The sequence below is a fragment of the Novosphingobium sp. SG751A genome (assembly GCF_013149295.1).
Taxonomy (GTDB): Bacteria; Pseudomonadota; Alphaproteobacteria; order Sphingomonadales; family Sphingomonadaceae; genus Novosphingobium.
Genome location: NZ_JABGCB010000014.1, coordinates 131,879 through 144,231 on the forward strand (window position 1 = coordinate 131,879; position 12,353 = coordinate 144,231).

General features: G+C 63.7%; 11 protein-coding genes. 7 read left to right on the top strand and 4 right to left on the bottom strand.

The features are described from left to right. Nucleotides 1–61 precede the first annotated feature (61 nt). The 7 genes from FHW96_RS18940 (at nt 62) to FHW96_RS18970 (ending at nt 9,101) form a co-directional block, all read left to right on the top strand. Nucleotides 62–2,488 carry a TonB-dependent receptor gene (locus FHW96_RS18940; protein ID WP_172342141.1) on the top strand — a complete coding sequence of 809 codons (2,427 nt, stop codon included), beginning with the start codon at nt 62–64 and terminating at the stop codon, nt 2,486–2,488. Then, complete coding sequence (locus tag FHW96_RS18945; RefSeq protein ID WP_172342142.1) at nt 2,488–2,970, top strand: hypothetical protein; 483 nt, start codon at nt 2,488–2,490, stop codon at nt 2,968–2,970. Before FHW96_RS18940 ends, FHW96_RS18945 begins: the two co-directional genes overlap by 1 nt. A gap of 71 nt (nt 2,971–3,041) precedes the next feature. Beyond that, entirely contained in the window at nt 3,042–3,923 is an 882-nt protein-coding gene (locus FHW96_RS18950) for a shikimate dehydrogenase (RefSeq protein WP_172342143.1), read from the top strand. Beyond that, complete coding sequence (locus FHW96_RS18955) at nt 3,920–5,794, top strand: bifunctional sugar phosphate isomerase/epimerase/4-hydroxyphenylpyruvate dioxygenase family protein (protein ID WP_172342144.1); 1,875 nt, start codon at nt 3,920–3,922, stop codon at nt 5,792–5,794. Before FHW96_RS18950 ends, FHW96_RS18955 begins: the two co-directional genes overlap by 4 nt. Nucleotides 5,795–5,816: 22 nt before the next feature. Continuing rightward, nucleotides 5,817–7,046, top strand: a complete 1,230-nt coding sequence (locus tag FHW96_RS18960; protein WP_172342145.1) for an MFS transporter — start codon at nt 5,817–5,819, stop codon at nt 7,044–7,046. A gap of 155 nt (nt 7,047–7,201) precedes the next feature. Further along, a complete protein-coding gene (locus FHW96_RS18965; protein ID WP_253951071.1) occupies nt 7,202–8,395 on the top strand; it encodes an MFS transporter in 1,194 nt (397 codons plus the stop codon). Continuing rightward, nucleotides 8,388–9,101 (top strand): SDR family NAD(P)-dependent oxidoreductase, encoded by a 714-nt coding sequence (locus FHW96_RS18970; protein ID WP_172342147.1) that lies wholly within the window; start codon nt 8,388–8,390, stop codon nt 9,099–9,101. Before FHW96_RS18965 ends, FHW96_RS18970 begins: the two co-directional genes overlap by 8 nt. 1 nt (nt 9,102) lies before the next feature. Here FHW96_RS18970 and FHW96_RS18975 read toward each other — a convergent pair whose 3' ends face one another. The 4 genes from FHW96_RS18975 to FHW96_RS18990 form a co-directional block, all read right to left on the bottom strand. Continuing rightward, nucleotides 9,103–9,852, bottom strand: a complete 750-nt coding sequence (locus tag FHW96_RS18975; RefSeq protein WP_172342148.1) for an SDR family NAD(P)-dependent oxidoreductase — start codon at nt 9,850–9,852, stop codon at nt 9,103–9,105. Between the two features lie 86 nt (nt 9,853–9,938). Next, nucleotides 9,939–10,475, bottom strand: a complete 537-nt coding sequence (locus FHW96_RS18980; RefSeq protein ID WP_216650962.1) for a cupin domain-containing protein — start codon at nt 10,473–10,475, stop codon at nt 9,939–9,941. Nucleotides 10,476–10,479: 4 nt separating this feature from the next. Continuing rightward, nucleotides 10,480–11,154, bottom strand: coding sequence for an EthD domain-containing protein (locus FHW96_RS18985; RefSeq protein ID WP_172342149.1), 675 nt, complete (start codon nt 11,152–11,154; stop codon nt 10,480–10,482). Continuing rightward, on the bottom strand, nt 11,151–12,095 hold the full coding sequence (locus FHW96_RS18990; RefSeq protein WP_172342150.1) for a fumarylacetoacetate hydrolase family protein: 945 nt from the start codon (nt 12,093–12,095) through the stop codon (nt 11,151–11,153). Before FHW96_RS18990 ends, FHW96_RS18985 begins: the two co-directional genes overlap by 4 nt. Nucleotides 12,096–12,353: the final 258 nt, after the last annotated feature.

Consider the following 12,353-nt stretch of genomic DNA (forward strand, 5'->3'; position numbering starts at 1 on the left):
CCATGGGGGTGCGAGCCAAATGCTGGCCGCATCGGGGCGCCGTTAAACAGGGAGAGTGTGTATGAAGGCGTTTCACGCCCGGATTTCGTTCGTCTCGATGGCATGCGCTCTGGCGGTATCGGCTCCGGCCTTTGCCCAGGCTCCGGCCGCTGCCGAGAACGTGACCGGCGACATCATCGTGACCGCGCAAAAGCGCTCCGAGCGCCTGCAGTCGGTGCCGGTTTCCATTCAGGCGGTCGAGGCGGCCACCTTGCAGAAGATGGCGATCCAGAGCCCCAAGGAATTCGGCCAGATCTCGCCCACGCTGAACTTTCAGGCGGCCGATGAAGCGCGCCTGTTCAACTTCTCGATCCGCGGCATCGGCACCGAAACCTTCTCGGTGGGCGTCGAGCCTTCGGTTTCCACCATCGTCGATGGCGTGGTGTACACCCGCGTCGGCTCGGTCTTTGACGGTTTGAACGATCTGGAACGCGTCGAAGTGCTCAACGGGCCGCAGGGCACGCTTCAGGGCAAGAACGCTTCGGCCGGCGCGGTGGTGATCGTGACCAAGGGGCCGGACCGCAAGAAGCTGGGCGGCAAGGTCGAACTCGTGGCGGCGGCCAATAATGAATATGGCGTCAATGCCATGCTGACCGGGCCTTTGTCCGACACTACTGCTTTCCGCGTTTCGGGCTATTACCACACCGAAGACGGTCTGGTGATCAACAAGGCCACCAATTCGACGGTCAACAATTCGCAGTCTTATGGCGTGCGCGGCAAGTTCCTCTACGAGCCCTATGACGGCCTGACCTTCACGCTGGCGGGCGACTGGGCCTATCGCAAGGCCGATTGCTGCGGCGAACCGATCCGCGTGGCCGCGGCCAGCGGCAATGTGACCGCCGCCTATACCGGCACGCCCGTTGGCCCCGACAACCGCTATGTCAATTTCGACACGCAGCAGGTGGGCTGGCAGAAGAATCGCGGCGTTTCGCTGACCGCCGAGGCGAAGCTGGGCGAGTTTACGCTGACCAGCATCACCGCCTATCGCCAGTATCGCGACTTTGCCATCCGCGACCGCGACGGCACCAACGCACCTTTTACCGGCGTGACGCCCCAGCAATTGTTCAGCGCCACCAACCCCGGCATCACCGCCGATGCGGCGCTGGCCAAGATGCAGGCGCTGCTGCTCAACCCGCTCAGCTTTGCCTGCCGCACGGTCAACGGCAGCCTGACCTGCGGCGAGAGCAACAGCCTGGAAAAGAGCGACACGTTCAGCCAGGAACTGCGCCTTGCCTCGCCCACCGGCGGGTTTGCGGATTATATCCTCGGCGCCTTCTACTATAATTCGATGACCGAGCGCGATCTGACCATCGGCGGCGTGCGTTCGAACATCGCGGGCAATGTCGCCTTTCCGACGCCCACCACGGTGACCGTCACCAACCCGAACGCCTATGTCTTTGCCGACATGATCACCAAGGTGCAGAACATCAATTCGGCGGTTTTCGCCAACCTCAACCTGCACCCCACCTCCAAGCTGACGCTGACGGGCGGCGTGCGCTTTGTGCATGACGAGTTGAAGTGGAACCACAAGAAGGTGACCGGCCCCAATGGCGACCATATCGGTGCGGCCACGACCGGCGGCGCCAATGCGGGCACGCCCAACTGGGACTTCTATCGCACCTTCAGCGACAATGCGCTGCTGGGCCGCATCACCGCGCGCTATGAATTCAGCCGCGATTTCATGACCTACGCCTCCTTTGCCAAGGGCTATAAGGGGCAGGCGGTGGACGCCGACATGTTCGTGACGGCGGCCGGTATGGCGGCTCTGCCCGCTGCGCCCGAAACCTCGACCTCATATGAGATCGGCGTCAAGAGCCAGTGGTTCGACCGCAAGCTGACGATCAACCTGACCGGCTATAAGACCACTTTCGACGGCTATCAGACCTCGTCCTCGGGCACTGATGGTTCGGGCGCGCCGGTGCTGCGTTCGGCGGGCAAGCTCTATACCAAGGGCATCGAAGGCGACATCGTGCTGCGTCCGGTTCCGGCGCTGCGCCTGTCGGGCAACTTCCTGTTCTCGAAGAACGAGTTCGGCGATCTGTTCCTCAGCGCGACCCAGAACATCAAGGGCGGCATGCCTCTGAACGCGCCGGAAACCAAGTGGGGCCTGACAGGCAGTTATGACGTGCCGGTGGGCGGATGGGAGGCCAATGTGTCGACCAACTATACCTGGACCGGCAAGACGCTGTTCACCAATCTGGCCGATGCGACCAATCCGAACTCGCCCTGGTTGCGTCCTTCGTTCGGCGTTGCCAATGCCTCGATCACCTTCACTTCGCCCGAGGGCAAGTATAAGCTGGGCCTTTATGTGAAGAACCTGTTCGACCAGCGCTATGTGGCCGGTATGCGCCGCATTTCCGGCTCGGTGGGCGGCGCGGGCGCGGTGGCTCAGGCCCTGCCGCGTGACTTCTACCGCTATATCGGCGGCACTGTGTCGGTGTCCTTCTGATGCGCGCCCCGTCCGGCCGCCCGAACTCTGCTCTTGCCGTCAGGGCGGGGCTGGAAGGCGGGCTGCTGGGCGGGGTGGTGATCTGGATCTATGAGGCGGCGGTGTGGGTCGGCGTGCAGCATATGATGCCGCTTGCCGGAATTGCCCGCAACGCCACCGGTCTGGTGTTTGGCAAAGCCTTTCAGGAGGCCCTCGGGTCGCTTGCCTATCTGCTGGGGATTGCCATTCATTTTGGTTTCGCGCTGGTCTGGGGCGTTCTGTTTGCGACTGTGTGGCCGGGGCTGCGCCGTCGCGGATGGGAGGCCAGCCTTGCCGGGCTGCTGCTCGCGCCCGTCTTGTGGGTGGTGATGCATGTGGCCATTTCCATCGCGGGCCATGAACATCCCGATTACCTTGACCCTGCCATCATCATCGGCGGCATTTTCAGCCATATTTTCTATTCTGTTCCCATGGCGCTGTGGATCAGGCGGCGTATGGCGTAAATCTTCCCTACCCTGACTGCCGGGAGGGCGGCTCATGCCCTCCCGGTCTTTCTTTTTCCGAGATTGCTTTCATGACCCATGCTTCCCCCCCGTTTTCCTCCCACGCTGTCGGCCTGATCGGGCGGGGCATAAGCGCCAGCCGCTCGCCCGCGATCCATGAGGCCGAGGCGCGGGCTTTGGGCGTTCCGCTGACCTATCGCCTGTTCGATTTTGACGCGATGAAATGGGCGGATGAGGATCTGGGCCGGGCGGTGCGGCTGATGGCTGACATCGGCTATTCGGGCAGTAATGTGACCTTTCCCTTCAAGCAGCAGGTGATCGAGCATTGCGATGAATTGAGCGCGCAGGCGCGCGTGCTGGGTGCGGTCAACACGCTGGTGTTTCGAGATGGTCGTGTGATCGGTGAAAACACCGATTGGATCGGCTTTTCATGGCTGGTCGAACGCGCTTTCGGCTCGATTGCGGGCGTGTCGGTGGCCCAGATCGGCACCGGCGGCGCGGGCAGCGCGACCGCGCTGGCGCTGGGGCAGCTGGGCGCAGGCGAGGTGGTGCTGTTCGACCCCGAGGCCGCAAGGGCGCAGCGTCTGGCCGAGAGCCTGTCGCAGGCGGTGCCGTCCTGCCGCTTTACCGTGGCCGATGATGTGGGCGCCGCGATTGCCCCTTGCGCGGGCGTGGTCAATGCAACGCCGGTGGGCATGGCCAAATTGCCCGGCGTGCCGTTTGATCCGGCCTTGATGCGGGCCGATCAATGGCTGGCCGACATCATCTATTTTCCTTTGGAAACAGAGCTGTTGGCCGCCGCCCGCACGCAGGGGCAAAGGGTGGCCAATGGCGTGTCGATGGTGGTAGGACAGGCGGCCGAAGCCTTTCGCCACATCACCGGCATCGCTCCTGACCGGGAGCGGATGCTGGCGCGTCTGTTGGCGGATATTGCAGGAGAACAGGCTGCATGACCCCCACCTTCCGTTCCTCTATCGCCACGATCTCCATCAGCGGCACTTTGGCCGAGAAGCTGAATGCCATTGCGGCGGCGGGCTATCAGGCGGTGGAGATTTTCGAGAACGACCTGCTCAGCGCCCCGCAATCGGCGGTGGAGATCGGGGCCATGTGCCGCGATCTGGGGCTGGATGTGGCCATGCTCCAACCTTTCCGCGATTACGAAGGCTTGCCCGCAGACCAGCGCGCGCGGGCCGAGGAACGGATGCGCCGCAAATTCGCGGTGATGGAGGATCTGGGCACCGATCTGGTCCTGCTCTGCTCGAATTGTTCGCCCCATGCGGCGGGGGATCGCGACACGCTGCTTTCCGACCTTTCCCGCATCGCCGGGATCGCGGGCGAGCATGGCAAGCGCATTGCCTATGAGGCGCTGGCATGGGGCGCCCATGTCAACGATCACCGCGATGCGTGGAGCCTTGTGCGCGATGTCGATCACCCCGCGCTCGGCCTGACGCTCGACAGTTTCCACTCGCTTTCGCGCAATATCCCCAGCGCCAGCATCGGCGACATCCGCGCCGATAAGCTGTTCATCGTGCAATGGGCCGATGCGCCGCGTCTGCAAATGGACCTGCTCAACTGGAGCCGCCATTTTCGCTGTATGCCGGGCCAAGGCGATTTTGCGCTCGATGAATTTGCCGCGCAATTGCTGCGCATCGGCTATGACGGCTATTGGAGCCTCGAAATCTTCAACGACCGGTTCCGTGCAGGGTCGGCCAGTCAGGTCGCGCGCGATGGTCTGCGCGGATTGAAAGTGCTGCATGACGGTGCATCACGCGCGCTGGGCCGCACGCCTGAAATGCCCGCCGCCATTGCGCCTATGGGCGTGGAATTCATCGAATTTGCCGCCAGCCATGCCGAGGCGGAGGAATTTACCGGCATTTTCGCCGCGCTGGGCTTTGAACGCACCGGCCGCCATCGCTCCAAACAGGTCGAACGCTGGCAGCAGGGCGGGATCAACCTTGTCATCAATTCGGAGCCGGAAGGTCTCGCGCATAGTTTCGACATGGTGCACGGCGGCTCGGTCTGCGCCATCGGCCTTGCCGTGCCGGATCAATCCGCCGCCATTGCGCGAGCCGAAGCGCTCGACATTCCCCGCTTCAGCCAGAGCGTCGCGCCCGATGAATGGCAGATTCCGGCGGTGCGCGGGGTGGGCGGGTCGCTTTTCTATCTGGTTGATGCGGCCACCGATGCGGATATGTGGGCGCAGGAATTTCCGGGCAGCACTCTGCCCGGCACCACCGGCCTGACCCGCGTCGATCATATTGCCCAGACGATGCAATATGAGGAAATGCTGAGCTGGCTGCTCTATTACACCGCGCTGTTCGATTTTGCCAAAACGCCCCAACTCGAAATCTCCGATCCCATGGGCATCGTCTATTCGCAGGCGGTGGAAAGCCGCAACACGGCCAAACCGGTGCGTTTCACGCTCAATGGCTCGATGGCGGCCAATGCGCTTTCGACCCGCTTCCTGCACAATTACTTTGGCGCCGGGGTTCAGCATATCGCCTTTGCCTGCGACGACATTTTTGCAGTTGCCGCGCGGGCCAAGGCGGCGGGTCTGCCCTTCCTTGCCATCGGCCCCAATTATTACGAGGATCTGGAGGCCCGTTTTGGCCTTGCCCCCGAACTGGTGGCGCGGCTGGCCGAGCATAACATCCTCTATGACCGCGACGAGGCGGGCGAATATTTCCAGTTCTACAGCCGGGCTGTTGCCAAGCGCATCTTCTTCGAAGTGGTCCAGCGGCGCGGCTATGACGCCTATGGCGCAACCAATGCCTCGATCCGCCTGAACGCGCAGGCCGCCCACCGCGACCCTGTCCAATTCTGAAAAACCCCAAGGATAGACCCCCATGGCCTTCGTCTCCGCTGTCCCTGATGCTGCTTCTGATACGGCCCTCGATACGGCGGATGACCACTGGACTCGCAAGGCGATGGCGATTGTCGCGCTGTGCTTTGCGCTGAACATGGCCGATGGGATGGACGTGCTGGTCGTTTCCTTCATTGCGCCCTCGTTGCAGAATGAATGGGGCGTCTCGCCCGCCGAACTGGCCATCGTGTTCAGCACGGGCCTTGCGGGCATGGCGCTGGGCGGCCTTGGTCTTGCCCCCATGGCCGACCGGTTCGGGCGGCGGCGGATGGTGGCGCTGGCCATGGCGCTGATGGCGCTGGCCATGGCGGTGTCCAGCTTTACCCATTCGGTGCTGGAACTGGCCTTTGTGCGCTTTTTCATCGGCACAGGGATCGGCACGGTGCTGGCCTGCATTTCGGCCATTGCCGCGCGTGTCGCCCCGCGCAAGCATCGCAATTTTGCCGTGGGCGTGCTTCAGGCGGGCTATCCCATCGGCGCGATGTTTACCGGTTTCATCACCGCATGGGCGCTGCCGATCTTTGGCTGGCATGCGATTTTGCTGGGCACGGCGGCGGTTTCGGCGCTTTTGGTGCCGGTGATCCTCTCGATCCTGCCCTCCGGCCTTGACGCCGGCGCGCAGGGCCAGCACGCCAGCATCGGCGAAGTGGTCAGCGGCACGCGCCGCGCCAATTCGATCCGCCTGTGGGTGGCGACGATCTGCGGCTTCATGGCGCTCTATTTCATCACCAGCTGGATCACCAAACTCTCGATCGAGGCGGGCCTGCCCCAGACGCAGGCGATCATCGCCAGCGCGATCTACAATTTCGGTGCCTTTGCCGGGACCGTGGCGATGAGCATCGCGGGCACCCATTATGACGTGCGGCGCCTGTGCAGCGTGCTGCTGGCGGCGACGGCGGGGGTTTTCCTGTTCTTTGGCGGGGTGTCGATGCCGCTGTGGGGCGTGCTGGCCTCGGCCTTTGTCATGGGCGTGACGCTTCAGGGGGGCTTCAACATGCTTTATCCGCTGGCGGCGCAGGTCTATCCCGATGCGGTGCGCGCCACGGGCATCGGCTGGGCCTTTGGCATTGGCCGTATCGGCGCGTTCACCGGCCCGCTGCTGGGCGGCTGGGCACTGGGCCAGCATTGGCCGCTGGTGGCGATCTTTGCGCTGTTCTGCGGGCCGCTGCTGATCGCGGCCATCTCGGCCGCCGGGGTCAGCAAGGACGTATGATCCTATTCACGCCATGGATAGTTGCCCATCGGCGGATTGAAATAGAAGCCTCGCGCCAAAGCGCCTAATCAAGGGACAAGAGAAAATAGGCCCCAAAATCCGGGGCCGCGCATCGGGAGAATATGCAGGTGACAGGCCACCATCAGCCGGGTTTCATGACAGGCCTATCGCTGCTGATCCCGATAACGCTCTCCACCATGGCCATCGTGCTGCTGGCGCCGATCCTGCCGGGGTTGCTGAACGAATTTTCCCGGATTCCGGCGCATGAATATTGGGTGCCGATGATCCTGACGGTGCCCGCGCTCTGCGTGGCGCTGTTCTCGCCGGTGGCGGGGATGCTGGGCGACTGGTTCGGGCGGCGGCGTCTGCTGATCTGGGCGCTGGTGGCCTATGCGGCGGTGGGCATCGCGCCGGTTTTCCTGACCGATCTGACCGCGATCATCATCAGCCGCATCGGCGTAGGCGTGGCCGAAGCGCTGATTATGGTGCTGACCACGACGATGATCGGTGACTATTTCAAGGGCGCCGCACGCGACAAATGGCTGGCGGGACAGACGGCTTTCGCCTCGATGTCGGCGCTGCTGTTCTTCAACATTGGCGGACAACTGGGCCGCTTTGGCTGGCGCGCGCCGTTCTGGGTCTATGGCTCGGCGCTGGTCATGCTGGCGCTGGTGCTGATCTTCACCTGGGAACCGTCCGAGGCGGACGCCGAGGAAGAAGCCGATCACGCCCCGCATCACGGCGCGTGGGGCGGTTTTCCGTGGAGCCGGATGGCCGGGATCATCGCCATCACCATCTATGGCTCTGTGCTGTTCTATACGGTCCAGATTCAGGCCGGGCGCGGCATTGCCCTGCTGGGCGTGAGCGATCCGGGCCGGATCGGTTTCCTGACCTCGGTGGCCAGCATCGGCGTGCCGATCGGCACCTTCATCTATTCGCGGATCGGGCGGATGCGGGTGGCGCATCTGCTGCTGGGCGAATTTGCGTTTCTTACGGTCGGCTTCCTGCTGATGGGGCGCGCAGGGTCGACCACGCCCTTCCTGATCGGCTGTTTCATCAACCAATTGGGCGCAGGCGTGCTGCTGCCGACCTTGCTGGTCTGGGCGATGGACGGGCTGCCTTTCGACATTCGCGCCCGCGCGGCGGGCTTGTGGACCGGGGCCTTTTCCATCGGCCAATTCCTCTGCCCGGTGGTGGTGACCTTGGGCAGCAGCCATGCGGGCGGGCTGATGGGGGCGTTCAGCCTGCTGTCGGGCGCGGCATTGGTGGGCGCGATTGGCGCCTTGGTGGGGGCGCTGCGCAAGGGGGCGGTTCTGGTCGGCGGTGAAAAGGTAGCGCTTCATGGCTGATCGTCTGGCAGGCAAGGTGGCGGTGGTCACCGGGGCGGGCAATGGCATTGGCGCGGGCTGCGCCGCGCATTTCCGGGCGCAGGGGGCGACAGTCATCGGCGTCGATATTTCCGGCACGGACCGGGACTGCGATCTGACCGACGAGGGCGCGGTGGCCGATCTCTTCGCCGCGATTGGCGCGGAATATGGGCGGGTGGATATCCTGCTCAACGCCGCCGCTTTCGCCACTTTCGCATGGATCGAGGAAATGACCTATGCCCAGTGGAAGCGCACGTTGGTGGGTGAACTCGACATCGTGTTCCTGCCCACGCGCGCGGCATGGGGCCTGCTGAAGGCCAGCGGGCGGGCCAGCATCATCAATTTCGCCAGCGCCAATGCGGCCCATGCTCTGGAAGGTTCGGCCGCGCTGGCCCATTGCGCGGGCAAGGGCGGGGTGCTGGCCATGACGCGCCAATTGGCGATGGAGGGCGCCCTCCATGGCATCCGCGCCAACACAATCGCGCCGGGCTTCATCCTGACCGCCGCCACGCGCGCGCATATGGAAAGCGAACCTGCCCTGCGCGAGAAAGTGTTGGCCAAGAATATGGTCAAGATCCTTGGCGAGCCGCAGGATATTGCCCATGCCGCGACATGGCTGGCCAGCGACGAGGCACGCTATGTGACGGGCGCCAACATCGCGGTAGATGCGGGCGCCACGGCCTGGTGAATTAGCTGCCGTCCGTAATTAAAGTCCCGCCATCCACCACCAGATTGTGGCCGGTGACAAAACCGCCCGCTGCGCTGGACAAGAACACCGCCGCGCCCGCCACTTCCTCCGGCTTGCCGGGGCGGCGCAGCGGGGTCATCCCCATGCGCCGCGTCATAAAGGCCTCGTTGGCCAGCAGCGGCGCGGAGAGTTCGGTGGCGATGAAGCCGGGCGCAATCGCATTGGCGCGCACCCCATGCGGCCCCCATTCCACGGCCAGATTGCGCGCCAGTTGCGCCACGCCCGCCTTGGCCAGCGCATAGGCATTGATCGTCCCATTGCCGCGCAGGCCCGACAGGCTGGCGATCAGCACCGCATTGCCGCCCCGCGCCCGCAGATGCGGAAAGGCCAGATTGCACAGCACGACCTGAGAGCGCAGGTTGATCGCCATCACGCGGGCGTAATCGGCCATATCGATGGCGGCAAATGGGCCGGGTCGCCCGGTGATCCCGGCATTGCACACGACAATATCCAGCCTCCCCAGTGCCGCCACCGTGCCGTCGACCAGCCCGCCCAGCGCCGCATCATCGGTGACATCGCAAGGGATGCCCAGCGCGCCCATTTCCGCCGCCGCGCGGGCAGTGTCGGCGGGGTCTTCGCTGGATATCACCACGCGCGCGCCGGCATCCATCATCGCCTGCGCAATGGCGCGGCCGATCCCGCGTGTAGAGCCGGTGACAATCGCCACCTTGCCGGTCAGATCGAACATCATGGTTTTACTCCTGCTGCGGCTCGGCCCTGATGGCATGAAAGGGTGAGGCCATAGCCCCACCCCATCACGGCCAAAACCGTGGCTTGTTACTCGCCCATTTCCCCATAGGCGGGGTGAACCTGCTCGGGCTTGGCCTCGTTCAGCGCGACGCCATCATGCTTATACGCAGGGGCCTCGATCAGGATGAAGGCGATGCGGCAGACCGAATCGGTGGTGTTGCGCCACAGGTGGTTGGTGCCGCGCTGAACGATGATGCCGCCCTCGCGGATGGTCTTTTTGCGGCCATCGTCCAGTTCCAGCTCGATCTCGCCCTTGAGCACGATACCGTAATCGACGCTGTTGGTGCGGTGGAACGGGCTTTCCTTGCCGGGCAGCATGTCGGTGATGCGGATCACGCTGCCGCGCTCGAGCGTAAGCCCCGTGGGCAGGTCGCGCCCGTCGCGCTCATCGTTCAGGTCGGCCGGGACCGTTTCGGTGGACCAGATGGTGAGGAAGCTGGCGTCGCCGCTGGCGATCATCTTGGTGGGGGTCACATCTTCGGACTTGAAGATGGCGCGACCGTTTTCATCATGACCGGTGACCACGCGCTGGATCGGCGGCAGGCCGGAATCTGACATTTCCATGGTTTCAATCCTTTTGGCTGGAAACAAAAATCTTTGGGCTGGTGACCAGCACCGAGGCCGGGGCATCGGCAAAGCATGCCTGCGCCGCAGCGGTCAGGGCATCGGCCAGATCGGCGGGAATAGGGCCGCGCAGCGACACTTCGTCAAACAATTCGGCCGGGGCGGGGCCTTCCAATGTGCGCGCAACTGTGTTGATGCGCCAAGCCGCAATCGGCCCATCCTCGCCCTGTGCGGCAAGGATGGGAGCCAGTTTCGCGGCCCAGCTTTCCGCATCCTGCGCATCGGCGCCATGGCGAAAGATGAAGAGCTTGCGCGCAACATCCTCCGGCCCGGCCAGAACGATTGTTTCGGAAACCAGCATGGCCAGCGACCCGACCGGCTCACGAAAATTGTCCTCGTCCGGCCCGACGATTCGCGCATAGGCGGGTGAGGCCTTGGAGGCGGCCATGTCCTCGATACGGGCAAAGTGGATGATGGTCAGCGCATCGCGATCCGCCAGAGAGGCGCCCAGCGGTGAAGGCTCATCATGCACATAGTGATGGACATAACCGGCAAACATGCCGCTGACCTCGCCATGGGCCATGACCAGCGGCCCATGGGAATCCGCCAGATAGGCCTGCAAGCCTTCGCGGCCCAACCCCTCGCGCGTGCGGGGCAGGATCGTGAGCTTGATGCTCATGCCTGCACCACTTTTTGCTCCAGCACGCCAAAGGGCGCGTGCCCATCGGGCAATGTCGCCTCCATGCGGACGGTGTCGCCATAGGTCATGAATTCGGTGCGCGGCGCGCCTTCGTCCACGATCTCGATCCCACGCCGCTCAGCAATGCAGGAAGAGCCGACCTCGCGAAAATTCTCGTTCGAGACGGTGCCCGAGCCGATCACCGTGCCCGCCACCAGATTTCGGGTGCGCGCGCCATGGGCCAGCAGATCGTCGAAACCATAGGCCATCGGTTCGCCATAAGCATTGCCGAATTGCGCGCCGTTCCATTGCACGTTCAAGTGCAGCGCGGGGCGGAAATTGCGCCAGTTTTCGCCCAGTTCATCGGGCGTGACAGCAAAGGGGGCCATGCCGCAGGGGGGCTTGGCCTGGATCCAGCCAAAGCCGGTCTTCATTTCCGGCCCGGCCAGTTTACGCAGCGACCAGTCGTTGATTTGGACGATCAGCGCGATGTGATCACCGGCCTTGGCGGCGGGCGTGCCCATCGGGACGGCGGTGGTCAGGATGCCGAATTCACCCTCGAAATCAATGCCCAGCGCCTCATCGGCCATCGGCACTTCGGCGCGCGGGGCATAGAATGTGTCGGATACGCCCTGATACATCAGCGGCGCATTGGGCTTTTCCGGCTCGATGCCCAGCACCTTGTCCATCAACGCACCATGGCTGGGATAGACCGAGCCGTCGAGCCATTGCCACGCGCGCGGCAGGGGGGCGAGCAATTGTTCGATATCAAGGCTTTCGGGGAAATCCGTGATCGCGGCCAGCAAGGGTTTTGCATTGCCCCAATCCTCCAGCGCGGCCTGCATCGTTTCGATGGGCGCGGGCGCGTAATGGGCGCCATCGGGCGAAACCACGATCAGCCGCCCATCCTTTGTGCCATTATTCAGCGTTGCCAGACGCATCGCATATGTCTCCCGTAATTTATCATCTGGCGTGGAACCTAGCGCGCGGGCGCGAGGCGGCAACGGCATTTGGTCGATAGCAAGCCATCGATAACATGCGATGGTCGGGTGGCGGGGCGCGTGTCAGATGACAGCCAAACAGCCTTTCATGGGGAGATTTTTGCATGGCCATATGGCTGAAGCGCGGCGCGGCTGCGGAAGAGAAGGCGGCGTCGGATCGCAAGGTTCGTGATATTGTCGAGGCGGCGCTGGGCGATA

Bases quoted from the DNA above. Each gene is read 5' to 3' on its own strand.
- FHW96_RS18990 (WP_172342150.1), bottom strand. From the start codon at position 12,095: ATGCGTCTGGCAACGCTGAATAATGGCACAAAGGATGGGCGGCTGATC.
- FHW96_RS18955 (WP_172342144.1), top strand. From the start codon at position 3,920: ATGACCCCCACCTTCCGTTCCTCTATCGCCACGATCTCCATCAGCGGC.
- FHW96_RS18975 (WP_172342148.1), bottom strand. From the start codon at position 9,852: ATGATGTTCGATCTGACCGGCAAGGTGGCGATTGTCACCGGCTCTACA.
- FHW96_RS18940 (WP_172342141.1), top strand. From the start codon at position 62: ATGAAGGCGTTTCACGCCCGGATTTCGTTCGTCTCGATGGCATGCGCT.
- FHW96_RS18950 (WP_172342143.1), top strand. From the start codon at position 3,042: ATGACCCATGCTTCCCCCCCGTTTTCCTCCCACGCTGTCGGCCTGATC.
- FHW96_RS18965 (WP_253951071.1), top strand. From the start codon at position 7,202: ATGACAGGCCTATCGCTGCTGATCCCGATAACGCTCTCCACCATGGCC.
- FHW96_RS18945 (WP_172342142.1), top strand. From the start codon at position 2,488: ATGCGCGCCCCGTCCGGCCGCCCGAACTCTGCTCTTGCCGTCAGGGCG.
- FHW96_RS18960 (WP_172342145.1), top strand. From the start codon at position 5,817: ATGGCCTTCGTCTCCGCTGTCCCTGATGCTGCTTCTGATACGGCCCTC.
- FHW96_RS18985 (WP_172342149.1), bottom strand. From the start codon at position 11,154: ATGAGCATCAAGCTCACGATCCTGCCCCGCACGCGCGAGGGGTTGGGC.
- FHW96_RS18970 (WP_172342147.1), top strand. From the start codon at position 8,388: ATGGCTGATCGTCTGGCAGGCAAGGTGGCGGTGGTCACCGGGGCGGGC.
- FHW96_RS18980 (WP_216650962.1), bottom strand. From the start codon at position 10,475: ATGGAAATGTCAGATTCCGGCCTGCCGCCGATCCAGCGCGTGGTCACC.